Origin of the sequence: Bradyrhizobium sp. AZCC 2289 (assembly GCF_036924615.1) — a bacterium.
In the GTDB taxonomy this organism is placed as follows: Bacteria; Pseudomonadota; Alphaproteobacteria; order Rhizobiales; family Xanthobacteraceae; genus Bradyrhizobium.
The window spans coordinates 8,520,290-8,542,267 of sequence record NZ_JAZHRY010000001.1 but is presented as its reverse complement, the minus strand read 5'-3'; the positions used below and the strand labels follow the sequence as shown (position 1 = coordinate 8,542,267).

Below are 21,978 nucleotides of genomic sequence, written 5' to 3'. Positions count from 1 at the left end.
CAACGGCCGCCCTGTACTGAAGCGATCAGGCCGCAGCTGCGGTGCCGAGCGCCGGAACGGTTGCGGTTTCAGGCGCATGAATCGGCGCGCTGCCCATGACTTCGTTGGCCTCGAGATCGTAAAGCTCACGCGCGATATGATCGGTCAGCGTCACCGGCGCGCCGTCGAACACCACGCGGCCGGCCGACATCCCGATCAGGCGATCGCAATAGTTTCGCGCCAGATCGAGCGAATGCAAATTGCAGATCACGGTGATGCCGAAGTGCTTGTTGATGCGCAGCAGCGCGTCCATCACGATCCGGGTGTTGCGTGGGTCGAGCGAGGCGATCGGCTCGTCGGCGAGGATGATGTCGGGCTCCTGCACCAGCGCGCGCGCAATCGCAACACGCTGCTGCTGACCGCCGGAAAGCTGGTCGGCGCGCTGGGCCGCGAGCGATGCCATATCGAATTGCTCGAGCGCGGACATCGCCAGCGCCTTGTCGTGTTCGGGCCAAAGCTGTGCCAGCGAACGCCAGGACGGGATTTCCGCCAAACGCCCCATCAATACATTGGTCAGCACATCGAGCCGGCCAACCAGGTTGAATTGCTGAAAGATCATCGCCGAACGCGCACGCCACTGCCGCAAATCCCTGCCGCGCAGCGCAGTGACATCGATGCCTTCGAACACGATCCGGCCTTCGGTGGGGTCAGCGAGGCGGTTGATCATTCGCAGCAGCGTCGATTTGCCGGCGCCAGACCGACCGATCACACCGATAAAGGCACCGGGTGCTACCGAGAAGGAAGCATTGTCAACCGCGGCTTTGGTGCCGAAACGGCACGTCAAACCTTCTACCACCAGCATGCATTGCTCCAACCGCGTCGTCCTCGGTCATCGCTAGCGCCGGTATCTAACAGTTGTGTGACAGCCGCGCCGCGGTGCGGCGATCATCCACACCGGGGACAACTGTCATGTATCCGTCATGACATTGTCATCAGGCCCATTGATGACGTGCGCAGCACCTCTAATCCCGATTGCTCATGGAAACGCAAATGGCCGGCAAGATGCTCTCCGTTGAACCGACCGTCGATCCCACCGCCTCAGTGCGTGAAAGCCAACTCGGCGCCTATACCGAGGTCGGTGCGCGGACCATCCTGCTCGACGTCACCATGGACGACTATTCCTATGTCGTGAACGACGCACAGATCACCTACACCACGATCGGCAAATTCTGCTCGATCGCGGCGATGACCCGGATCAACCCCGGCAATCATCCGATGTACCGGGCGTCGCAGGCGCATTTCACCTATCGTGCCAGCGCCTATTTTCAGGGCGAGAGCGACGACGCCGATTTCTTTGAATGGCGGCGCGAACACCGCGTCCATATCGGCCATGACGTCTGGATCGGGCATGGCGCCATCGTATTGCCGGGGCGCTCGGTCGGCACCGGCGCGGTGGTCGCGGCCGGTGCGATCGTGACCAAGGACGTCCCCGCCTACACCATCGTGGCGGGAAATCCGGCGCGGGCGATCAAGCGGCGATTTCCCGAGGCCATCACCAGCCGACTGGCCGAGCTTGGTTGGTGGGATTGGGACCATGAGACGCTCCGTGCCGCCCTGCCTGATTTCCGAAGGCTTGGTATCGAGAATTTCCTCAGGAAATACGAGGCGGCGGGCGGCTCGGCTCGCTCCCACGCCAGACGGCGGAGTGCAATATCGTGACAGATATCCTTCTTGAAGGCGGCCGGGCGCTGGTCGGTCGCAAAATTGTCGAGACCTCGCTGCGGGTCGCCGGTCGCGAAATCAGCGCCGTGGGTTCGGACCAGGGACGCGCCTCGCTCCACATTGATGCCGATGGCCTCAAGGTGCTGCCTGGCATCGTCGACCTGCATGGCGACGCGTTCGAGCGGCAGATGATGCCGCGCGCCGGGGTCGACTTTCCCGTCGATGTGGCGCTGGCGGACAGCGACCGGCAGGCAATCAGCAACGGCATCACCACCGTCTATCACGCCACGACATGGTCCTGGGAGCCCGGACTGCGCAGCGGCGATAATGCAAGGCTTCTGCTCGAGGCGATCGAATCGATGCGGCCGCAGCTTGCCGCGGATACACGATTCCATTTGCGTCACGAGACCTATAATCTCGATGCCGAGGCCGAAATCGTCAAATGGCTGGCAGAAGGACGCATCGATCTCTTGGCGTTCAACGATCACATGGATTCGACGATTGCCAGTCTGGCAAAACCGCAAAAGCGCAGCCGCATGGTGGAACGAACCGGACTCTCGAACGACGCGTTCGACCGGCTGGTGGAGCGGGTCGTTTCCCGCGCTCACGATGTGCCTCCATCAATCGCACGCCTGGCGCAGGCCGCGCGCGTAGCCGATGTCCGGATGCTGTCGCACGACGATGCAAGCCCGGCGATGCGGGCGGCATTTCGCTCGCAAGGCGTCGGGATAGCCGAATTTCCGGTGAACGAGGAAACCGCGCGCGGGGCGGCCGAGGCCGGCGACTTCATCGTGTTCGGCGCGCCCAACGTCGTGCGCGGTGGCAGCCATACCGGGTGGACCAAGGCATCTGACATGATCGCCAAGGGCCTGTGTTCGGTGCTGGCGTCCGACTATTACTATCCGGCGCAATTGCTGGCGGCGTTCCGGCTTGATGCCGACGGCGTGCTGCCGCTTGCCAAAGCCTGGGAGCTGATTTCGGCGGCGCCGGCGCGCGCTGCGGGTCTTGGAGATCGCGGCGTTCTCGCCGAAGGCCAGCGCGCCGACATCATCCTCGTCGATGACCGGATGCCGCTGCGGCCGCGAATCGTCGCGGTCATTGCCGCGGGACGTCTGGTGCATTTGACGGATGCGAGCCGTCTCATCCATTCATCCGCCATCCCGCGCAAGGCAGTTGCAGCCGCGTGACGCGGCTCTATTGTGCGGCGATGGGGAATTATCCACGCTATGCCATTTATTACGCTCCCGCACCCGGCAGTGTGCTGGACCGTTTTGGCGCAGATTTACTCGGCTACGACGCCTATCGCGGGGACGACCTGCCCTTTCCGCGCGACCTGACCCTGGCCACGCCCGACTGGCGCGACCTGACCCAGGATCCGCGAAAGTACGGCTTTCACGCCACACTGAAGGCGCCGATGGCGCTGGCGCTCGGCAGGACCGAGGCTCAGCTCGCCGCGGCGTGCGAGGCTTTTGCCGGTACGGCACGGTCCATTCCGGCGATTGAGCCCGTCGTCGATTCGATCAGCGGCTTTATCGCCGTGATGCCGGCAAAACCGTCGGCGGAACTGCTGCAGTTTGTCGGGGATGTGACCCGAGAATTCGATTCATTCCGCGCGCCGCTGACGGCCGGGGATCGCGCGCGACGAAATCCCGCGAAACTGACACCGAGGCAGTGTGAATATCTCGATCGCTGGGGCTACCCTTATGTGATGGAAGAGTTTCGGTTTCACATGACGCTGACCGGCCGACTGGATGAAGCGCGGCGCGAGCCCGTGATGGCGATGCTGAGGGATCGGTTTTCCGCAATCGGTCTCAAGACGCTCGCGATCGACCGGGTCGCACTGTTCCGCCAGGATCATGCTGACTCACGCTTCCGGATCATCCAACATTGCGCCGTCAAGCAAATGCAGGACTAGCTGGGATCGGAAATGGCGGACCGCCAACTAGGGATCGAGGCGCCTAAGCGGGTCCGTCCGACGGATGCTCCGTTACCGGCTCATCATCGGCAATGGCCCGCCAGGCCGCGCCGTCGAGATCGTCATACTGCCCGCTCTTGAGCGACCAAAGAAATCCGAGCAACCCTACGAGGCCGAGCGCAAGCGCCAGCGGCACCAGAATGACCAGCACTTCCATCATGACCTCCGTTGCGCGACGCCGCGCGCGCGAAGCGCGTTCAGCATTACCAGCAGTGAGGAGCCGGACATCGCGACCGCCGCGATCAGCGGCGTCACGAACCCGGCAATCGCGATCGGAACCGCAAGGAAATTGTATCCGACCGCAAGCCAGAGATTCTGCCGCATCAAATACAGCGCCTTCCGCGAGAAATCGATCGCGGCAACCACGGGAGCGAGGGGCTTGCCGAGAAACACAAGATCCGCGGTGGCCTGGCTCAGATGGGCGGCACTGATCGGCGACATCGAAACATGCGCGGCGGCGAGCGCCGGCGCGTCATTCAGCCCGTCGCCGACCATCATGACCTTGAAGCCCTGCTGTTTCAGCTCTTCGATGCGCGCGATCTTGTCGGCTGGCGTGACGCCGGCACGCCACTCGCCAATTCCGAGCGATTGCGCGGCCGCCCGCACGGCCGGTTCCCGGTCGCCCGAGACAATCTCCACCGCGATGCCGCGTGCCTGAAGCACGGCCATCATCGCTGGCGCATCCGGGCGCAGAAGCTGCCGGACCGCGAACACATAGCGGGCACCGCCCCGGCTGAACGCGACGGCCGACACTTCCGGGTCCCGGATCAGAATCTCGTTGGCCAGCCGGTCGGCACCGCAAAAGGACGGCCTACCCAGCCTGATCTCCTCGCCCTCGATGAAAGCGCGAACGCCCTGCCCGGGCTCCTCGACCACGCCGGCCAGCGGTGATCGGGCGTTCGACGTACGCGCCACCGCGGCGGCGACCGGGTGATGACTTGCGAGCGCCAGCCGTCCGGCAAGCTCGAACATTTCGGGCGGGATAGCTGCGGAATTGACAACGTCGAGTTCAGGCAAGGTCAGGGTTCCGGTCTTGTCGAAGATAATCCGGTCGACCTCGGCCAGCCGTTCGATGGCATCGCCCGAATTGAGCAGCACACCGGCGCGGAACATTGCGCCCGATGCCACCGTCTGGACGGTCGGAATGGCGAGGCCAAGCGCGCAGGGACAGGTGATGATCAACACCGCGATTGCGGTAACAACCGCATCGTGCCAGTTCGCCCCCATCAAGGCCCAGCCGATCATGGTCAACAGCGCCGCGGCATGTACCACCGGCGCATACAGCCTCGAGGCGCGGTCTGCGAGACGCACATATCGGGAGCGGGCCTGCAAGGCATTGTCGAGTAGCCGGGTGATGTCCGCCAGCAGCGTGCCTTCCGACGCCGCCGAGACGCGGACGCGCAGCGTGCCAGAAATATTGAGCGACCCGGCATAAACGGCCGTGCCTTGCGCTGCGGTGACGTGCACGGTTTCGCCGGTGATCAGGCTTTGGTCGATCTCGGATCGGCCCTCGATCACCGTGCCATCGACCGCGCAGCGCTCGCCGGGCCGCAGCAGGACGATGTCGCCGGTATGGATCGCAGCGACCGGCACCTCGGCGATCTCGCCGGCACCGACGAACGTGGTCGCGGTCTCGGCCTTCAGCGCCGCCAGGTTTCCGGCAACCGCCCGCGTTCGTCGTCGCATGTTCTGGTCGAGATAACGGCCCACCAGCAGAAACGTCAGCAGCATGATCGCCGCATCGAAATAGGCATGTTCGGCGTGGTGGATAGTCTCGATCAGCGACATGCCCAGCGCCAGCATGACGCCGACGCTGATCGGAACGTCCATGTTGACGTTGCGGGTGCGCAACGCCTGATACGCCGAGCGGAAGAACGGTTGGCCGGCATAGGCTGCGGCCGGCAGCGCGATCAGCGCCGACAGCCAGTGAAAGAAATCGCGCTGCTCGGACATCATGTCGCCGATGTTGCCGGACCACACCGGGATCGACAGCATCATCACGTTCATGGTCGCGAACGCCGCGACCCCGAGGCAGCGCAGCAGGAAGCCCGATCGCTCGGCTTCCGCGGCCTCCGCGCTTTCGGTCTCGAACGGGTGGGCCTTGTAGCCAAGCTCGGCGAGCCGGTCGATGAATCGGGCCGGATCGACCGCACCCTGGCGCCATTCCAGCGCCACGCGGCGGTCGGTGAGATTGACGCGTGCGAGCGTGACATCGGGGATCGCCGATAGTCCGCGCTCGATTTTGGACATGCATCCGGCGCAACTGACGCCCTCGACTGCCAGATCGATGTGGGACAGACCGGAGCCTACGTCCCGGACGTAATGCGAAAAGTCGCGCACGGCCTGCATGGTCGATGCCTTCCTAGTTCAACAGCACACGATTCTTCGACAGGAACATCCGTCGGCCCGCCGCATCGCCCTGAAGCACGAGGTCCCATTGCCCCGGCGCGATCAGCGACGCGCTGCCGCGGTAGATACCGATCCCGGTCTCCGCAAGTGTCACCGCCTGATCCGCGCGCCTGTCGGCTGGACGTTCGAAGCGGCCCTGAAACTTCAGACCGGACATCGGCCGGCCGTCGTTGTCCCGTGCCTCCACCTGCAGCGTCGCACCACCATCGGGGCCGCGCTGAACGTGTGCGTCGACTTTCCAGTTGCGCGCGTTCTGATCGTGGGCGGCCGCGATCTCCCCCTCATAGGCCAGGCTGGCGCTATAGGCGCTGTCGACCTCGGTGCCCGGCAAGGTCTGGATCGCGAACTTCATCATGACCAGATTGACCCCGATCACGACACCGAAGAACGCGACCAGCAGAAATAACACCGCGCGTCCGGTCAACGGTTTCGGTGTGTGAGACACTCTGTTCATGCGATACTCCGTCGGGATGCTACGGCGTGACGAAATTGTCGATCGCCGAGGCGACTTCGCCGAGACCAATGTCGGTCACCCGGAATCGCACCGGGATCGACTTCTCGGGGTTGTTCTCGGACGGCGCCGTTACCAGCAGCCGCAATTCGGTGGTCTGATCGCGGCCGAGCACGATCATCGGCCGATCGGGGGTCACGGAATCGATGCCAACGACATGGACCGTCGCGTTCGCTGGCCCGTCGATATCGATGGCGATGACGCGATCGACTTCGCGTTTGTTCAGAAGACGGACTGTGTAGGCATTTCGGATCGAGCCGTCGCTCAATTTCACCGCGACCGGATTGCGGTCATGCAGCACATTGACGTCGAGCAGCGACCGCGTCAGCAGTGCATACAGCATGATCGCGCCGACGACTGCGATCATCGCGCTGTAGACGATCGTGCGCGGCCTGACGATGCGATAGATCGGCGGCTTGCCGGCCTGGCGCCGCTGGATGTTGATGTCGTTGTCGTAGCCTATCAGCCGGGTTTCCCTGCCGATCTTCTTCATCACGGTATCGCAGGCGTCGATGCACAACCCGCACTGGATGCAGTCGAGTTGCGCGCCGTCGCGGATATCGATGCCGGTCGGGCAGACCGCGACGCATTGATAGCAGTCGACGCAATCACCGACCGCCTTGCCGAGCGCGCGCAATTCGTTGGCCTTTTTCAGCGAGGTGCGCGTTTCACCCCGGTCGTATTTGTAGGTGACGTTGAGCGCCCATTCGTCGGTGAGCGCGGCCTGGATTCGCGGCCACGGGCACATATAGACGCAGACCTGCTCGCGCATGAAGCCGGCGAGCAGATAGGTCGTAGTTGTCAATATGCCGATCCAGATATAGGCCAGCATCGGCGCCTGGAACGTGACCAGCTGTTTCACCAGCGTCGGCGCATCGTTGAAATAGAGCACCCAGGCGCCGCCGGTCCACCACGCGATCATCAGCCAGATCGAATGTTTCAGCGTGATTTCGGGAAAGCGCTGCAGCTTCAGCGTACCTTTGGCAGCGTCCTTTTTCATGCGCTCGCGGCGGTCGCCTTCCACCATTCGCTTGACGGCGTAGAACAGGTCGGTCCACACGGTCTGCGGGCAGAGATATCCGCACCAGATCCGGCCGCCGATCGAGTTCATCAGGAACAGCGTGATGGCGGCGACGATCAGCAACCCCGTGAAGTAATAAACCTCCTGCGGCCACAGTTCGATGAAGAAGAAATAGAACCGGCTGTTCGGCAGATCGACCAGCACCGCCTGGTCGGGCGCGCCGAGACCGCGATGCCAGCGTACGAACGGCAGCAAATAGTAGACGCCGAGGCAAAACGCCATCAGGCCCCATTTGATGCGGCGGAATGTTCCGGAGACGCTTTGCGGATAGACCTTCTTACGGGCGGCATAAAGCGGTCCGTAATCGTCAATCTCCACTTCGATCGGGGATGCGGTCGTGTTCATCTGAGGGATCTCGCATTTGCGGCCGAGCCTAACCGGAGGCCTCAGATGCGCAGTTGATCCACCTCAAACAAACCTGGGGAACCGTCGCCCGCCGCGCTCACTTTCCGCCGCCGAGCGAGTGAACATAGACCGCCAGCGCCTTGATCGTGGGGGGATCCAGACGGCCGACCCAAGCCGGCATGACGCCGCCACGGCCGTTGGTAATCGTCTCGATCAGGGTCGCCTCGTCAGAACCGTAGAGCCATATCTTGTCGGTGAGGTTGGGCGCGCCGAGTTCCTGGTTTCCCTTGCCGCCGTCACCGTGACAGGCTACGCAGTTGTCCGCGAAAATCTTCGCGCCCGCCGCCGCGTCATAGCCCTGGCTCGTCGACAGGCCGGACAATGATCGGACATAGTTCGCGACGGTGACAATCTGCTCCTTCTTGAGGACCCCCTCCTTGCCGAAGGCCAGCATCGCGCTCTCATGGGCCTTCGTATGTCCCGAGCGCGCGCCGAACTGGATCGTCTGCACGATCTGGTCGAGCGTGCCGCCCCACAGCCAATCGTCATCGTTCAAATTCGGATAACCCTTGGCACCGGCCGCGCCACTGCCATGGCAAGGCGCGCAATTGTCGCCGAACACCGTCTTGCCGCGGGCGCGGGCGAGCGCCAGCAACGCCGGGTCCTTTTCGATATCCGCGAGCGGCGCGGCGCCGAGCGCAACCATCTTGTCGCCGCGTATCTTTTCCAGATTGGCAAGTTCGACACCGACGTCCGCCCGGGACGAGTAGTGCAACAGGCCGCTGGTATTGCTCCACAGCATCGGCCAGGCGGGATACACGACCCAATAACCCACCGCCCAGACAATGGTGAGGTAGAAGGTGATGACCCACCAGCGCGGCAGCGGCGTATTTAGTTCCTTGATGCCATCCCATTCGTGACCGGTGGTCGTTTTTCCGGTGACGTGGTCCAGATCGTTGTGGTCAGCCATGATTGGTCAATCCTCCCGCAGCGGCATTTTCGACGCATCGTCGAATGCCGCCCGATTGCGAGGCCAAAGCGCGTAAGCCACGATGGCGAGAAAGATGCCGACGAAAATCGGCGTCCAGAATGTCGTGACGAAATCCGATGTGAAATTCTGGACTGTTAGGATTGCTTTCATCGTCCTGCCTGCTCAGCGAAGATTGGCTTTTTCGTTGTAGAGCTTGAAATCCACCAGGGTGCCCAGCATCTGCAGATAGGCAACCAGCGCGTCCATCTCGGTGGGCATTCCCGGCTTGCCGTCAAAATTGCGCACGAACGCCTTCGGATAGCGTTTTGCGAACCCGCCGGCCCCGGCGCTGTCCGGATCGGCCTGCGCCTTCAGGTCGTCGACGGCGTTGGCGATCTGATCGTCCGAATAGGGCACGCCGACGCTGCGGCTGGTCCGCAGATGGTCCGCGATTGTCCGGGGATCAACTTCGGTGTCGGCGAGGAACGGATAACCGGGCATCACCGATTGCGGAACGATGGCGCGCGGGTTGGTCAGATGCGTCACGTGCCATTCGTCGGAATATTTGGCGCCGACGCGTGCGAGATCCGGCCCGGTGCGCTTTGACCCCCACTGGAACGGATGGTCGTACATGCTCTCCGCGGCCAGCGAATAATGGCCATAGCGTTCGACCTCGTCGCGCAACGGCCGGATCATCTGCGAGTGGCAGAGATAGCAGCCTTCACGGACATAGATATTGCGGCCGGTCAGCTCGAGCGGAGTGTACGGCCTGACGCCATCGACCACTTCAATTGTGCTCTTGAGATAGAACAACGGTGTGATCTCGACGAGGCCACCGATCGCGATCACCGCGAGGATGCCCACGATGAGGACGATCGAGTTTTTCTCGAGGATCTGATGTCGGGTCCAGAATGACATTGCCTTGCTCCTCACTCTGCCGGCTGAAGAGCAACGGGTGAGTGCAGCGCCGTCGATTCGGCCTCGCCGACCCGCACGGTCATCCAGAGGTTATATGCCATGATCAGCGCACCAATCAGGAACAGCGCCCCGCCCGCGGCGCGGATGATATAGAAGGGATGCATCGCCTCGACGGTTTCGATGAAGGAATATTCGAGGAAACCCAGCGAGGTGTAGGCACGCCACATCAGGCCCTGAAGAATTCCCGACACCCACATCGCCGAGATGTAGAGCACGATGCCGATGGTCGCGGTCCAGAAATGCCAGTTGACGAGCTTGAGGCTGTAGAGCCCCTTGCGATTCCACAGCCAGGGGATCAGGCAATACAGCGCGCCGAACGAGACGAACCCGACCCAGCCGAGCGCGCCCGAGTGAACGTGGCCGATGGTCCAGTCGGTGTAGTGGCTGAGCGAGTTCACTACCTTGATCGACATCAGTGGGCCTTCGAACGTGGCCATGCCGTAGAACGCGACCGACACGACCAGCATCCGCAAGACAGGATCGGTACGCAGCTTGTCCCAGGCACCTGACAGCGTCATCAAGCCGTTGATCATGCCGCCCCAGGAGGGCATCCACAGCATGATCGAAAACGTCATGCCCAATGTCTGCGCCCAGTCCGGCAGCGCGGTGTAATGCAGATGGTGCGGCCCGGCCCAAATGTAGAGAAAGATGATCGCCCAGAAGTGGATGATCGACAGCCGATAGGAATAGACCGGCCGCTCTGCGCGCTTGGGAATGAAATAGTACATGATGGCGAGGAAACCGGCCGTGAGGAAGAAGCCCACGGCGTTGTGCCCGTACCACCACTGGAACATGGCATCCTGCACGCCGCCCCAGGCGATGTAGGACTTCGAGCCCCACACCGAGACGGGCAATGCGGGATTATTGCCGAGGTGAAGCACCGCAATGGTGACGATGAAGGCGAGATAGAACCAGTTCGCGACGAAGATGTGCGGTTCCTTGCGCTTCACCAGCGTCATCAGGAACACCAGCAGATAGGTCACCCAGACGATCGTGAGCCAGAGGTCGGCGTACCACTCCGGCTCCGCATATTCCTTCGATTGGGTCACTCCGAGCAGGTAGCCGGTGCCGGCGATCAGGATGAAGAAATTATAGCCGAGAACGACGAACCACGGCGCCAGATCGCCGGCGAGACGGACCCGGCAGGTTTTCTGGACCACATAGAACGACGTAGCGATCAGCACGTTGCCGCCGAAGGCAAATATGACCGCCGAGGTATGCAGCGGCCGCAAGCGACCGAAACTGGTCCACGGCAAATCGAAATTCAGCGCAGGCCAGGCAAGCTGCGAGGCGATCAGCAGTCCGACGGTGAAGCCCGCTATTCCCCAGAATACCGATATTGCCGCCGCGAACTTGACCGGGCCGAAATTGTAGTTGGGCCGGCCGTCGATCTCCTGAGGAGGCAACGCGGCCGGACGGTCGAAATAGCGATTGAAGATCGCAAAGGCCGCCGCGAGGCTCGCCGCCGCGCCGAGCGAAGCGTGGAAGGCGAAAGCCGTGTCGAGCGCCTTGGCGGCGGCTATCAAGCAGAGGAAGGCGGCCGCCGAAAAGAATACGGCCAAGCCGGCTTCGCCGTGCGTCATCCATTTTTCGGATTGAGACTGGTTCATCGAATGATTCTCTTTGGAGCGGCCCGGAGCGGCACCGCTCCATCAATCCCGATTCCGCCGCCGATGAATTGATCAAGATCAAGTTACGCCGGGCCACAGGCGACCAAACCCGCGGCGGCCGCAAGGCGTGCGCGCGTTCAGAAACTGCGGCGCTTGCGATGGCCGTCGGCTGGCATCTGCTGCAGTGACCGGGACTGGCGTTCGCCCCAGGCCAACACACCGGCAAAGATTACGAACATCGCCACCACAGCTACGGAAACCAGCACCGAATCGATAGGCATAACGACCTCCTTTGATTTCATCGAGAGTATGGCGAACCAAAGCAGGCGGTCTTTGACGTCGATCAAACTCGCCCGATAAAAGTCCGCGGCGCTGGACTCAAGCGGCGGCCAGGGCTTCGGCGCGTGCTGCATCAGCCAGGCGAATGCCGCCATGCACGATGTCGATCACCCCGTCGCGCTCCAGCTTGGTGAAGGTACGGCTAACCGTTTCGATGGTCAGACCGAGGTAATCGGCGATGTCCCGCCGACTCATCGGCAACGGCGTTATCGCAGAGATTTGGCCGATCCGTGCCAGCCGCTCCCTCCATTTGACGAGGAAGGTCGCGACCTTCTCTTCCGCCGACCTTCGTCCGAGCAGGACCATCTGGTCGTGGGCCTGGTCGAGATCGCGGGTGACGAATTCGTTGATACGGCGCAGGACATTCGGCCGCTCATCCACGAAACGAACGAATGATTTCTTGACGAAACGGCAGACCACGACCGGTCCCGCCGCGTCGGCCGAGATGCCGTGACGGCCGTTGACGGCAATACCGAGGAAATCCCCGGGCAGCGCAAATCCGACAATCTGCCGGCGGCCGTCGGGCAACAGCTTGTAAAGCCGCATCACGCCTTCGAGCACGTTGAAACATGAGGTGGCGATCTCTTCCTGACTGAACACCGGCTCGTTGGGGCGGTACCGGAGGCGCTGCCCGAGTTGTTCGAGTTCGCGCAATTCGTCATGGTCGAGCGCCGCGCAAATCGCTTGCGGACGCACCGCGCAGTCCACGCAAGGTTCCGCACAGGGTTGGCCTGCGACAACGATTTTCTTCATGCACGACTCCAGTCGCCGTCCGAGGGACCAGTCCAGGCATCTTAAAGGATTGGCCCCAGTCAAATTGATTCAGATCAAGCGTGAAAGATTTCGGTCCCGATATCGTGCCCTTGCGCCGATGCCCGGCCGGTCGAAGAAAATTGTGCCGCCATGTTGCGACCCACCCTGCACCAAACACTGACCGCGCTGATTCTGGTCGCGCCGGCGTTGATCACGCCAACACTGGCCGCCTCACCTTCCGAGGCCCGTGGCAAGACTTTCGCGCTCAATAATTGCGCGCGATGTCACTCCGTGGATCGGGTGACCCAAAGCCCGCTCAAGATCGCGCCGCCGTTCCGGACCCTGCACACCCGCTATCCGGTAGAAACCCTGGCTGAGGCGCTGGCCGAAGGCATACAGACCGGCCACCCGACCATGCCGCAGTTCCAGCTCGATCCGGACCAGATCCACGATTTACTGTCGTATCTGAAGACCCTCGAATAGCCGGCTTGCAGGCCCCGGGCGTACCGCTCCGGGCCGCGGCACCGAGACCAGCCCCCGCCTCGCCTACAGCGCCTGCGCCGTCCAGGCGATCATATTTTTCGCGAGCCGGCCGAACGCTACGTCGAACGCGGTGACCGCGGCCGGCGGCTCGACCTTGTCGAACTTCTCGCTTTCCTCGAACAGGCGCGATGCGACCACCATGCCGTTCTTGTCGACGATCCTCGCCGACAATCCGATCTCGGCGGCTGGCGTCGGATCGACGGCAATCCGGAAGCGCCGGACATCGATCAGGAGCTGGAAGTCGGTCTGCCCGATATCGGCCATGCGCAGCGGTGCATGCGCGAGATCGTAGTTCTCGAAGCTCTCGATCAGCCTCGCCTGGATCAATTTCGGAAGCGCGTCGGCCCACATCGCCTCGGAGAACCCCGGGTATTCCTGCGCCGGCTGGAACAGGAAACGCTGCGTCTCCAGCATGGCCACGGCGGTGGGCTCCGGGATCGCCCATTGCACATTGATGGTTTTGCCCGGCGCTCCCGGATTTTGCACGGCGCGCAAATCATAGGTGATTTTCGGCGGCGGCGTTGTGGCGCCGGTCATGCGTTCGAGGCCGGCGACAATGCCGTCGAGTTTTGCCGTATTCCGCGACAGTCCTTCGGAAAAAACCTTGAAATTGGCGATGGTGTCCTTTAGCGGCCCCGAGTTTTCCGCCAGCACCGAATCCACCCGCCGCAATGCGTCCCGGGCGGCCTGGGTCATGCTCTGGCCTGTCCCTTGTTCCGCAATCAGCGTCGGCACCGGGCCGGAATTGGCCTTCGCCGTGCCGCCCTCCAGCGCAATCACGGGGACGCCGGTGAGACCCTGGAATTCGAGACCGACCTTGGTGTCGGCCCGCACCGGCGTCGCCGACGAAACCGAGATCGTCGCATTGACGCGGCGCGGATCGTCCGGCGCCAGGCCGAGATCGCTGACCTCGCCGACGCGGATACCGTTGAAGAGGACTCCCGCGCCCACCAACAGCCCGGGCACCGAGCCCTCGAACTGCACGTGGTAGGTCACGCGCTGCCCGAGCCCTCCGGTATTGTGAAGCCAGTAGATGAAGCCGAACACAGCGGCGATGGCCGCCAGAACGAAGGCGCCGACAATGACGAAGGGAGCCCGGGTTTCCATCTCTTAACTCGCTTTGGGTTGCAGCATCAGGGAACGCTTGCCGTGGAAATAGGCCCGCACCCAGGGATGCTCGGATTGGAGCAGTTCGCGCATCGGTCCGATGGCGACAATCTTGCCGTCCGCCAGCGCTGCGACGCGGTCGCAGACGGTATTCAGGCTGGCGAGGTCATGGGTGACCATGAACACCGTCAACCCCAGCGTCTTCTGCAATGTCTTGATCAGCGCATCGAAATCGCCCGCCGCGATCGGGTCGAGCCCCGAGGTCGGCTCATCGAGAAACACTATCGCGGGGTCGAGCGCGAGCGCGCGCGCCAGCGCCACGCGTTTGGTCATGCCGCCGGACAATTCGGACGGAAACTTGTCACCGTCCTCCGGCGCCAGTCCGACCATTTCGAGCTTGGCGGTGGCAATCTCATCCATCAGCGCCTGCGAAAGAACCAGATTTTTCCGCAGCGGAAACTGGATGTTCTGCCGCACGGTAAGCGATGAAAACAACGCCCCCTGCTGGAACAGGATGCCCCACCTCCCCGCGGCGCTCTGCGTGCTGCGGCTATGCGTATCGCCGATCATCGCGCCCATCACTTCGAGGGTTCCCGCCCATCGTGGGATCAAGCCGATGATGGTGCGCATCAGCACGGATTTGCCGCCGCCTGAGGCGCCGACCAGGCCCAGGATCTCGCCCTTTCGGACATCCAGCGTCAGATGGTCGATCACGACCTGCTTGCCGAAACCGACCACGAGATCGTGTACGCGAATGGCAAATTGCGGGGGTACTTCCTGCATCGCTACATTCCGATCGAGGCAAAGAAGACCGCAAACAGACCGTCAAGCACGATCACCAGGAAGATCGACTTGACGACCGAAGTCGTCGTCTGCTTGCCGAGCGACTCGGCACTTCCCTTCACCCGCAAGCCTTCGCTGCAGGCAACGATGCCGATCACCAGCGCCATGAAGGGCGCCTTGATGATGCCGACCTCGAAATGCGTGACCGACACCGCTTCATGCAGCCGTGCAATGTAGATTTCCGGTCCCATGCCGCCGTAGAATTGCGCCACCAGTTCGCCGCCGTAGAGCGCCGCCATCGATCCGATGAAGCTCAGGATCGGCAGCGCACAAATCAGCGCGATAACGCGGGGCAGGATCAGGATTTCGACGGGATCGAGGCCCATGGTCGAGAGCGCGTCGATTTCCTCGCGCATTTTCATCGATCCAAGCTCGGCGGTGTAGGCGCTTCCGGAGCGGCCGGCGACCATGATGGCGACGATCAGCACGCCGAGCTCGCGCAGCACCAGGATCCCGACCATGTCGACGACGTAGGAATCGGCACCGAATTTGCGGAAATGGAAGAAGCCTTGTTGCGCGATGATCGCCCCGATCAGGAAGGTGATCAGCACGACGATCGGTATCGCCTGCCAGCCAACCCGGTAGAACCGGTAAACCAGCGATGTTAGCCGCAGCGATCTCGGCCTGCGCAGCACGCCGACGATGGCCAGAAACAGCGAACCCAGCATCTGCAGGAATACGGTGGCGTCTTCGCTCGCGCCGACCGCGGAGCGACCGACGTCGTTGACCCTGGCCACGACGGGATTTAGCGCCGGCGTCGGCGCCGGATTGCGGCGGTTGACCTGGCGGACCTCCTCGATCAGGCCGACATAGTCGTCGGCAACGCCAACCATTTCGGTGCGATGACCCGCCGACTGCGCGCGCCGCGTCATTTTTTCAATGAGCCAGGCCCCCAGCGTGTCCAGTTCGCGCACCTCGGCCAGATCCAGCTTGACTGTTCTGGACTGGTCGAGCCGCGGCGCGACGGCGTCGGCGAGCAGTTCGAGGCTGGTCACATTGGCTGATGTCCAGGACCCGCTCGGACGCAATTCAAGAAAATCGCCGGATGGCGTGGCCGTTAACATTGGTGCGGTCGCCAAGATCATTTCCCTCAAGAACATAGCCGGGCTTTCCTAGGCCGCGCCGGCGGCTTCCATGTTGACCTGCCTCAAGGCGCCGGGCGCCAGCCGACCTAGAATTCGAATAGTTGACGCAACAAAGACGCAACAAGAGTGAGCGGGATGTTCAATTCAAGCGAACTGGGGGAGGAGCTGCAGGCCCTCAAAAGCGAGGTGTCGCGGCTCCTCTACACGAGCGGCGACGGACTTTTCGACGCGGCGAAGGGCCGCGCCGACGCCCTCGCCGACCAGATCAAGGCGGCCTTGAGCGAACTCGGCGAGACCTTGAGCGGGGAAGAAGATCATGTCGAGAAACTGATCGCCGAGCGACCGATTGCGACGCTCGCATCCGCTTTCGCGCTCGGCGTCGTCATCGGCTTCATGATGCGGAGGCACTAAAGTGAACAGCGAGAATGTCGTCAAAAACCTGCGCGCGCTGTGGCGCACCGACCGGATCATCGCGGATATCCGGATGCGGCATATGCTGGTCGGTCTCGGCTTGCGGGCGTTTGCCGCGCTGATCGCAGGCTTCGGTCTGCTGATGCTGGAGTTGTCGGCCTATTTCGCCCTCGTCCAGATCTGGAGCGCGATTTCCGCCGCAGCCATCCTTGGCGTGGTCAATTTTGTGATCGCAGCGGTGCTGTTCGTAATCACCGGGAGGCCGCCGGCCGGCCGCGAACTCGAACTCGCCAACGAAATTCACGGCTCCGCCGTCGACGCGCTACAGATTGAGGCCCGGGCCATGCAATCGCAGTTCACCGGCATGGTCCACCATCCCCTGAACAGCGCCCTGCCGCTCATACTGGTGCCGCTGATCACGATCATCGTCAAGAGTTTGAAGAAATCGAAGGCAGCGGCCGCCTCCGCAGCCCCGGCCGCCGCGGAGACTAACTAATCACGTCAGCATTCGCCCGAGCACAAACACAAGGAGCGTTACCACTATGTCAAGAGCCCAACCGAAGCCGATCCTGAATGCTTCCCTGCCGGCCCAGTTTCGGCAAATCCGTATTGCGCTGGCCCGCGAGCCCGGTCATCCCGAAGGCGACGACGAGGTAGCGTATATCTTCGTGGCGCCAATCGATGCCGAAGGCCGTATCGACCCGAAATTGTGGCGAACGCATCGTGAAGCATGCCGCGTCGCACGGCTGCGTCCAAACGAACAAGACGAGCATGGTCATCTCGTCTACCATCCAGGCGGCGCCTGGGGATTTCACTATGACGGCGAAGCCAGCCTGCCCGACGAAGCCGGTTATCATTTCACCGACGAACGCTTCGTCGTTGGCGAGTATGTCTCGATCAACGAGCGCGGCAAGATTCACCCCTACCGCGTGACGTCGATGTCGTATCTTTAGCCACGGCGTGATCGCAGCAGCGTTCGCCGGATGAACGAGAGCGCCGCGCTCTCACGGTTGACCTAGTACCCACTTTTCTTGGATCGTGAGTCGTGATTCAAGATATGGATGATACCCGAAGCAAGAGAAGTCCACCTTTCGAGGAAAGATCGCAAGGTGCTTGAGGCGTGTTGTCGCTCACCGGTGACGTTGCAGCGCGATTTGAAGCGGGCGCGGATAGTTCTGTTGGCGGCGGTCGGGCGCAGCACCCGGTCGATCGCCAAGGAAGTTGGGGTCCAGCCGCGGATTGTCAGCCTTTGGCGGCATCGCTATGCCGATCATGGCCTAGAAGGGCTGCAAGACAAGCCGCGGCCGGGCAAGCAGCCGATCTATACGAAGGCCACCGACAAGCGGATTCTGAGGCTGCTGGACAAGCCGCCACCGGAAGGGTTCGCACGCTGGACCGGGCCCCTGCTGGCCGGGGCGCTGGGCGATGTTGACGTCCAATATGTCTGGCGGTTCCTGCGCAGCCACAAGATTGACCTCGCGGCTCGCAAGTCCTGGTGTGAGAGCACCGACCCGAACTTTACGGCCAAAGCCGCCGATGTTGTTGGCCTCTATGTCGCCCCGCCCGCGAAGGCCATTGTGCTATGCGTGGACGAAAAGCCCTCGATCCAGGCTTTGGAGCGAGCGCAGGGTTATCTGAAGCTGCCCAATGGCCGCGCCTTGACCGGCCAGAGCCACGATTACAAGCGGCATGGCACCACAACATTGTTTGCGGCGCTCGAAGTCGCCACCGGAAAGATCATCGCAACGCATTCAAAACGCCGTCGTCGCGTCGAGTTTCTCGACTTCATGAACAGCGTCACCGCGGCCTTTCCGGACCGAAAGCTTCACGTCATTCTCGACAACCTCAACACCCACAAGAAAAACGAACATTGGCTCAAGGCCCACCCCAACGTGCAATTTCATTTCACGCCGACAAGTGCGTCCTGGCTCAATCAGGTCGAGGTATGGTTTTCGATCCTGCAGGGGCAGTCGCTTAGCGGCACCTCCTTCACAAGCCTCAAGCAGCTTCAGGAACACATCGATGCCTATGTCAACGCGTACAACGACAAAGCCGAGCCCTTCGTCTGGACCAAGAAAAAGGTCCGTCAACGCCGTTTCAAAGGCCGCCGTATCACGAAGCTCTGATTCCGGGTACTAGAGCTTTAGCCTGACGTCGCAAATATCGTGCTCGACGGGATCCGGCTTGACCTCAAAACCGAGACTGCGGCACATCGCCAGCATGATCGTGTTTTCGGCAAGTACATCGCCCGAGATGGCTTTCAGCCCTTCGGATTTCGCGTATTCGATGATCAGTTGCATCAGGGCCCAGCCAAGTCCCCTGCCCTTGAGATCCGATCGCAGCAGGATCGCATATTCGGCGGATTCGTAGATCGAGTCCGAGTGAATCCTGACCACGCCCACCATCTCGCCGGTCACTTCGTCGAACGCGACAAAGGCCATGGCGCGGGCATAGTCGAGCTGGGTGAGGCGCGCGATGAATTCATGGGAAAACTCCTTCATCAGCGCGAAGAATCGCAGCCGCAGATCGTGGGGGGTCACGTGCCGCAACAGGCCATGGATCAGCGGTTCATCCTCAGGCAGGATCGGGCGGACGTATACCCACCAGCCGTCCTTGACCTCGATATGACGCTGCCATTGCGACGGATACGGCCGCACCGCGAAGTTCGCAGGCCCGGAGCCCGCGAATTTCCGTTCCACGCGCCCGACCACGACACGCGCGTCGACCGCGAGCACGCCGGCCTCATCCGCCAGCAGCGGGTTGATGTCCAGTCCGCGAATTTCGGGAATGTCAGCGGCCATCTGCGCCAGCTTGACCAGAACCATCGCGACGGCATCCTCCTTGACTGCCGGCACGTCGCGGTAGGCGCGAAGCAGCCGCGAGACACGGGTACGCTCGATCAGGGCGTGCGCGAGCTGCAGGTCGAGCGGCGGAAGCGCCAGCGCCTTGTCGTTGATGATCTCGACTGCCGTGCCGCCGCGGCCGAACACGACGACAGTGCCGAAGGTCGGGTCGTCGGCGAGGCCAAGAATGAGCTCACGCGCCTTCGGCCGCAGCACCATCGGCTGCACCATCACGCCCGATATCCGCGCTTCCGGCCGCAACGCTTTCGCCCGCGCCAGAATGTCCGATGCCGCAGCGCGAACCGCATCGGCGCTGGTGAGATTGAGCACAACGCCGCCGACATCCGACTTGTGAACGATATCGCGCGACATGACCTTGAGCACCACGGTCGCACCTTGCGCGAACAAACCCGAGGCGTGGGCAACCGCCTGTTCGGCATCCGCGGCGGCGAATGTCGGCACCATTGCGATCTCATAGACGTCAAACAGCCGCTTGATTTCGATCGGATCGAGGAAATGGCGGCCATCGGCAAGCGCCGCAGTAACGACATTCCGTGCGGCCTCGATATCCGGCGCAAACGCGCCGGGCATCGCCGGCGGAACCTGCGCCAGCGCCTCCACGACCTCACGATGCCGCACCAGATGCATAAAACCCCGTACCGCATCGTCCTCGGTCGGGTAGTTCGGAATCCCGGCGTCGCTCAGGAGATTGATGACCTTCGGTTCTGCGCCGACCCAGACCGCGAGCACGGGCTTGGCGGAGCCCTGGTGCTGCCGGCGATATTCCTGCACCACCCCGGTCACGGTCGCGGCGATATCGTCGGCGCGCGCGATCGCAGTCTGGACGTTCAGCACCAGGATGGCGTCATTGCCGGGATCGGCCAGCAACACCTCGAGCGCCGCCGCATAGCGCGCGGGATCGGCGTCGCCGATGATGTCGACCGGGTTTGATCCGGACCAAGTCGGCGGCAACACCGTGTTCAATCTTTCCCGGATCGCAGGCGCGATGGCAGCGGGAATCCCACCCAGTTCGGCCAGCCGGTCGACGGCGAGCACCCCGATGCCACCGCCATTGGTCAGGATCGCGAGCCGTTTTCCCGGCGGCGACTTGAGCCGCCCGAGCGTCTCGGCACAGTCGAACAACTCGCGAAGATCCGATACCCGCAACACACCGGCGCGCTGGAAGGCCGCGTCGTAAACGGCGTCCGAGCCTGCCAAGGCGCCGGTGTGGGTCGCGGCAGCTTTGGCGCCCTGGGCCATGCGCCCGGATTTGACGACGACGACCGGCTTGATCCTTGCGGCGGCACGCGCCGCCGACATGAACTTGCGGGCGTCCTTGATCGCTTCGACGTAGAGCAGGATGGCCTGCGTCTTCGGATCCAGCGCGAAGTAGTCAAGCAGATCGGCGATATCGACGTCGAGTTGATCGCCAACCGATACGATCCCGGAAAAGCCGACGGCGCGCTGCGCGGCCCAGTCGACCATGCCGGCAGCGATGGCGCCGGACTGCGAGACCAACGCCAGATTGCCCATCGCGGGCATGTGCGCGGAAAAGCTCGCGTTGAGATTGACGACGGGCATCATGATACCCAGACAATTGGGACCGATCAGCCTCATGCCGTATTTTTGCGCCGCCCGTTCGGCTGCGTCTGCCGACGATCCCGCACCATGGCCGAGCCCGGCGCTGATAATGATCGCGCCCGCGGCGCCGCGGCGGCCGGCCTCATCGATCAGTCCGACGACCGTCGTTGCCGGCGCGGTGATGACCACGAGTTCCGGCGCAAAAGTCAGCTTGCCGAGGCTATCGACCGTTGTAACGCCGTCGATCCCGGCATAGCGCGGATTCACCAGGCCGAATTCGCCCTTGAAGTGCGCCTTGCGAATATTGCCAAGGATAGCCCGCCCGACGGAGCCGTGGCGCGGGCTGGCCCCGACCAGCGCGATCGAACGGGGCGACAGCAGATTTTTCAGGCGATAGGTCGACATCGATCTCAATATCTGGCCGGTGCCGGCCCCTTGCGGACCCAGTGGCGTCTTCCGCGCCGAGGGTTCTTGAAGTCACATTGTAACCCGGCCCGGTCTCGGCCCGATGACAAATCTGGTCGCACTCCCCGTACCTTTCGCGGTCGATTCCCTGTTGAGACAGATCAAAGCCTGATCCGGCCCGGCGTGCGATCCTTAATTTGGAGTTCTTTCACCAAGGGTCATCTGAGGGAGACGTACCATGCCGGTAAATGTCGGAACGATTGATCAGTACGTGCGGATCGTGCTGGGATTGGCGCTGGTCGCATTTGCGTTGCAGGATGGCTTGTCGATTCAGGGATGGCATTGGGCCGGATTGATCGGTCTGGTGCTGCTCGCGACCGCGTTCTTCAGGAGCTGCCCACTCTATACCGCCTTGGGCATCTCAAGCCGCACGGCCCGCCAGTAACTCGGCCATCCCAGCGTTGGCTAGAAAACGCCTCACTGGAGCG

The 21,978-nt window shown here is 62.5% G+C and carries 24 protein-coding genes; 9 read left to right on the top strand and 15 right to left on the bottom strand.

The window, feature by feature from the left end; all coding sequences use genetic code 11:
* Positions 1 to 25: 25 nt before the first annotated feature.
* Entirely contained in the window at positions 26 to 841 is an 816-nt protein-coding gene (gene phnC, locus V1289_RS40100; RefSeq protein ID WP_334404641.1) for a phosphonate ABC transporter ATP-binding protein, read from the bottom strand.
* A gap of 188 nt (positions 842 to 1,029) precedes the next feature.
* Here phnC and V1289_RS40095 point away from each other — a divergent pair, with 188 nt between their 5' ends.
* The 3 genes from V1289_RS40095 to V1289_RS40085 are packed head-to-tail and all read left to right on the top strand — an operon-like array spanning position 1,030 to position 3,616.
* Positions 1,030 to 1,698: a chloramphenicol acetyltransferase gene (locus V1289_RS40095; RefSeq protein ID WP_334404639.1), complete on the top strand. Its 669-nt coding sequence runs from the start codon at positions 1,030 to 1,032 to the stop codon at positions 1,696 to 1,698.
* Positions 1,695 to 2,888: an alpha-D-ribose 1-methylphosphonate 5-triphosphate diphosphatase gene (locus tag V1289_RS40090; RefSeq protein WP_334404638.1), complete on the top strand. Its 1,194-nt coding sequence runs from the start codon at positions 1,695 to 1,697 to the stop codon at positions 2,886 to 2,888. Before V1289_RS40095 ends, V1289_RS40090 begins: the two co-directional genes overlap by 4 nt.
* Positions 2,889 to 2,908: 20 nt before the next feature.
* On the top strand, positions 2,909 to 3,616 hold the full coding sequence (locus V1289_RS40085; RefSeq protein WP_334407865.1) for a DUF1045 domain-containing protein: 708 nt from the start codon (positions 2,909 to 2,911) through the stop codon (positions 3,614 to 3,616).
* 43 nt (positions 3,617 to 3,659) lie between these two features.
* On the opposite strand, the gene ccoS is transcribed toward V1289_RS40085, so the two are convergent.
* The 10 genes from ccoS to V1289_RS40035 all read right to left on the bottom strand — a co-directional run bounded on the left by ccoS (position 3,660) and on the right by V1289_RS40035 (position 12,672).
* A complete protein-coding gene (ccoS, locus tag V1289_RS40080; protein ID WP_334404637.1) occupies positions 3,660 to 3,833 on the bottom strand; it encodes a cbb3-type cytochrome oxidase assembly protein CcoS in 174 nt (57 codons plus the stop codon).
* Positions 3,833 to 6,025, bottom strand: a complete 2,193-nt coding sequence (locus V1289_RS40075; RefSeq protein WP_334404635.1) for a cation-translocating P-type ATPase — start codon at positions 6,023 to 6,025, stop codon at positions 3,833 to 3,835. Before V1289_RS40075 ends, ccoS begins: the two co-directional genes overlap by 1 nt.
* Positions 6,026 to 6,038: 13 nt before the next feature.
* A complete protein-coding gene (locus tag V1289_RS40070) occupies positions 6,039 to 6,539 on the bottom strand; it encodes a FixH family protein (RefSeq protein WP_334404633.1) in 501 nt (166 codons plus the stop codon).
* A gap of 19 nt (positions 6,540 to 6,558) precedes the next feature.
* A complete protein-coding gene (gene ccoG / locus V1289_RS40065) occupies positions 6,559 to 8,022 on the bottom strand; it encodes a cytochrome c oxidase accessory protein CcoG (protein WP_334404631.1) in 1,464 nt (487 codons plus the stop codon).
* 97 nt (positions 8,023 to 8,119) lie between these two features.
* The gene (gene ccoP, locus V1289_RS40060; RefSeq protein ID WP_334404629.1) at positions 8,120 to 8,992 is read right to left on the bottom strand and encodes a cytochrome-c oxidase, cbb3-type subunit III; all 873 of its coding nucleotides are present in this window, start codon (positions 8,990 to 8,992) and stop codon (positions 8,120 to 8,122) included.
* A gap of 6 nt (positions 8,993 to 8,998) precedes the next feature.
* Positions 8,999 to 9,163 (bottom strand): cbb3-type cytochrome c oxidase subunit 3, encoded by a 165-nt coding sequence (locus V1289_RS40055; protein WP_334404627.1) that lies wholly within the window; start codon positions 9,161 to 9,163, stop codon positions 8,999 to 9,001.
* 12 nt (positions 9,164 to 9,175) lie between these two features.
* Positions 9,176 to 9,910 carry a cytochrome-c oxidase, cbb3-type subunit II gene (gene ccoO / locus V1289_RS40050; protein ID WP_334404625.1) on the bottom strand — a complete coding sequence of 245 codons (735 nt, stop codon included), beginning with the start codon at positions 9,908 to 9,910 and terminating at the stop codon, positions 9,176 to 9,178.
* A gap of 11 nt (positions 9,911 to 9,921) precedes the next feature.
* Positions 9,922 to 11,553: a cytochrome-c oxidase, cbb3-type subunit I gene (gene ccoN, locus V1289_RS40045; protein ID WP_442896224.1), complete on the bottom strand. Its 1,632-nt coding sequence runs from the start codon at positions 11,551 to 11,553 to the stop codon at positions 9,922 to 9,924.
* A 164-nt stretch (positions 11,554 to 11,717) separates the two neighbouring features.
* Positions 11,718 to 12,014: a hypothetical protein gene (locus tag V1289_RS40040; protein WP_334404622.1), complete on the bottom strand. Its 297-nt coding sequence runs from the start codon at positions 12,012 to 12,014 to the stop codon at positions 11,718 to 11,720.
* Positions 11,959 to 12,672 carry a helix-turn-helix domain-containing protein gene (locus V1289_RS40035; RefSeq protein WP_334404621.1) on the bottom strand — a complete coding sequence of 238 codons (714 nt, stop codon included), beginning with the start codon at positions 12,670 to 12,672 and terminating at the stop codon, positions 11,959 to 11,961. Before V1289_RS40035 ends, V1289_RS40040 begins: the two co-directional genes overlap by 56 nt.
* 150 nt (positions 12,673 to 12,822) lie before the next feature.
* Between V1289_RS40035 and V1289_RS40030 the strand changes: the two genes are divergently transcribed.
* Positions 12,823 to 13,155 (top strand): c-type cytochrome, encoded by a 333-nt coding sequence (locus tag V1289_RS40030; RefSeq protein WP_334404620.1) that lies wholly within the window; start codon positions 12,823 to 12,825, stop codon positions 13,153 to 13,155.
* A 63-nt stretch (positions 13,156 to 13,218) separates the two neighbouring features.
* Here the strand turns inward: V1289_RS40030 and V1289_RS40025 are convergent, their stop codons facing one another.
* The 3 genes from V1289_RS40025 to V1289_RS40015 are packed head-to-tail and all read right to left on the bottom strand — an operon-like array spanning position 13,219 to position 16,250.
* On the bottom strand, positions 13,219 to 14,322 hold the full coding sequence (locus V1289_RS40025; RefSeq protein WP_334404618.1) for an ABC-type transport auxiliary lipoprotein family protein: 1,104 nt from the start codon (positions 14,320 to 14,322) through the stop codon (positions 13,219 to 13,221).
* Between the two features lie 3 nt (positions 14,323 to 14,325).
* Positions 14,326 to 15,105 carry an ABC transporter ATP-binding protein gene (locus V1289_RS40020; RefSeq protein WP_334404616.1) on the bottom strand — a complete coding sequence of 260 codons (780 nt, stop codon included), beginning with the start codon at positions 15,103 to 15,105 and terminating at the stop codon, positions 14,326 to 14,328.
* A gap of 2 nt (positions 15,106 to 15,107) precedes the next feature.
* Positions 15,108 to 16,250, bottom strand: coding sequence for an ABC transporter permease (locus tag V1289_RS40015; protein ID WP_442896223.1), 1,143 nt, complete (start codon positions 16,248 to 16,250; stop codon positions 15,108 to 15,110).
* A gap of 135 nt (positions 16,251 to 16,385) precedes the next feature.
* Between V1289_RS40015 and V1289_RS40010 the strand changes: the two genes are divergently transcribed.
* The 4 genes from V1289_RS40010 (at position 16,386) to V1289_RS39995 (ending at position 18,787) form a co-directional block, all read left to right on the top strand.
* A complete protein-coding gene (locus tag V1289_RS40010; protein WP_334404612.1) occupies positions 16,386 to 16,661 on the top strand; it encodes a hypothetical protein in 276 nt (91 codons plus the stop codon).
* 1 nt (position 16,662) lies between these two features.
* Positions 16,663 to 17,157: a phage holin family protein gene (locus tag V1289_RS40005; protein ID WP_334404611.1), complete on the top strand. Its 495-nt coding sequence runs from the start codon at positions 16,663 to 16,665 to the stop codon at positions 17,155 to 17,157.
* 46 nt (positions 17,158 to 17,203) lie between these two features.
* The gene (locus V1289_RS40000; protein WP_334404610.1) at positions 17,204 to 17,614 is read left to right on the top strand and encodes a hypothetical protein; all 411 of its coding nucleotides are present in this window, start codon (positions 17,204 to 17,206) and stop codon (positions 17,612 to 17,614) included.
* Positions 17,615 to 17,722: 108 nt separating this feature from the next.
* A complete protein-coding gene (locus tag V1289_RS39995; protein WP_334404609.1) occupies positions 17,723 to 18,787 on the top strand; it encodes an IS630 family transposase in 1,065 nt (354 codons plus the stop codon).
* Between the two features lie 9 nt (positions 18,788 to 18,796).
* On the opposite strand, the gene V1289_RS39990 is transcribed toward V1289_RS39995, so the two are convergent.
* The gene (locus V1289_RS39990; RefSeq protein ID WP_334404608.1) at positions 18,797 to 21,490 is read right to left on the bottom strand and encodes a bifunctional acetate--CoA ligase family protein/GNAT family N-acetyltransferase; all 2,694 of its coding nucleotides are present in this window, start codon (positions 21,488 to 21,490) and stop codon (positions 18,797 to 18,799) included.
* A 238-nt stretch (positions 21,491 to 21,728) separates the two neighbouring features.
* Between V1289_RS39990 and V1289_RS39985 the strand changes: the two genes are divergently transcribed.
* Positions 21,729 to 21,935 carry a YgaP family membrane protein gene (locus V1289_RS39985; RefSeq protein WP_309183994.1) on the top strand — a complete coding sequence of 69 codons (207 nt, stop codon included), beginning with the start codon at positions 21,729 to 21,731 and terminating at the stop codon, positions 21,933 to 21,935.
* The last annotated feature ends 43 nt before the right edge of the window (positions 21,936 to 21,978 follow it).

Excerpts from the sequence above, each read along its gene's own strand:
- phnC (WP_334404641.1), bottom strand. The coding sequence starts at position 841 with ATGCTGGTGGTAGAAGGTTTGACGTGCCGTTTCGGCACCAAAGCCGCG.
- V1289_RS40095 (WP_334404639.1), top strand. The coding sequence starts at position 1,030 with ATGGCCGGCAAGATGCTCTCCGTTGAACCGACCGTCGATCCCACCGCC.
- V1289_RS40085 (WP_334407865.1), top strand. The coding sequence starts at position 2,909 with ATGGGGAATTATCCACGCTATGCCATTTATTACGCTCCCGCACCCGGC.
- ccoS (WP_334404637.1), bottom strand. The coding sequence starts at position 3,833 with ATGGAAGTGCTGGTCATTCTGGTGCCGCTGGCGCTTGCGCTCGGCCTC.
- V1289_RS40075 (WP_334404635.1), bottom strand. The coding sequence starts at position 6,025 with ATGCAGGCCGTGCGCGACTTTTCGCATTACGTCCGGGACGTAGGCTCC.
- V1289_RS40070 (WP_334404633.1), bottom strand. The coding sequence starts at position 6,539 with ATGAACAGAGTGTCTCACACACCGAAACCGTTGACCGGACGCGCGGTG.
- ccoG (WP_334404631.1), bottom strand. The coding sequence starts at position 8,022 with ATGAACACGACCGCATCCCCGATCGAAGTGGAGATTGACGATTACGGA.
- ccoP (WP_334404629.1), bottom strand. The coding sequence starts at position 8,992 with ATGGCTGACCACAACGATCTGGACCACGTCACCGGAAAAACGACCACC.
- V1289_RS40055 (WP_334404627.1), bottom strand. The coding sequence starts at position 9,163 with ATGAAAGCAATCCTAACAGTCCAGAATTTCACATCGGATTTCGTCACG.
- ccoO (WP_334404625.1), bottom strand. The coding sequence starts at position 9,910 with ATGTCATTCTGGACCCGACATCAGATCCTCGAGAAAAACTCGATCGTC.
- ccoN (WP_442896224.1), bottom strand. The coding sequence starts at position 11,553 with ATGACGCACGGCGAAGCCGGCTTGGCCGTATTCTTTTCGGCGGCCGCC.
- V1289_RS40040 (WP_334404622.1), bottom strand. The coding sequence starts at position 12,014 with ATGGCGGCATTCGCCTGGCTGATGCAGCACGCGCCGAAGCCCTGGCCG.
- V1289_RS40035 (WP_334404621.1), bottom strand. The coding sequence starts at position 12,672 with ATGAAGAAAATCGTTGTCGCAGGCCAACCCTGTGCGGAACCTTGCGTG.
- V1289_RS40030 (WP_334404620.1), top strand. The coding sequence starts at position 12,823 with ATGTTGCGACCCACCCTGCACCAAACACTGACCGCGCTGATTCTGGTC.
- V1289_RS40025 (WP_334404618.1), bottom strand. The coding sequence starts at position 14,322 with ATGGAAACCCGGGCTCCCTTCGTCATTGTCGGCGCCTTCGTTCTGGCG.
- V1289_RS40020 (WP_334404616.1), bottom strand. The coding sequence starts at position 15,105 with ATGCAGGAAGTACCCCCGCAATTTGCCATTCGCGTACACGATCTCGTG.
- V1289_RS40015 (WP_442896223.1), bottom strand. The coding sequence starts at position 16,250 with ATGATCTTGGCGACCGCACCAATGTTAACGGCCACGCCATCCGGCGAT.
- V1289_RS40010 (WP_334404612.1), top strand. The coding sequence starts at position 16,386 with ATGTTCAATTCAAGCGAACTGGGGGAGGAGCTGCAGGCCCTCAAAAGC.
- V1289_RS40000 (WP_334404610.1), top strand. The coding sequence starts at position 17,204 with ATGTCAAGAGCCCAACCGAAGCCGATCCTGAATGCTTCCCTGCCGGCC.
- V1289_RS39995 (WP_334404609.1), top strand. The coding sequence starts at position 17,723 with ATGATACCCGAAGCAAGAGAAGTCCACCTTTCGAGGAAAGATCGCAAG.
- V1289_RS39990 (WP_334404608.1), bottom strand. The coding sequence starts at position 21,490 with ATGTCGACCTATCGCCTGAAAAATCTGCTGTCGCCCCGTTCGATCGCG.
- V1289_RS39985 (WP_309183994.1), top strand. The coding sequence starts at position 21,729 with ATGCCGGTAAATGTCGGAACGATTGATCAGTACGTGCGGATCGTGCTG.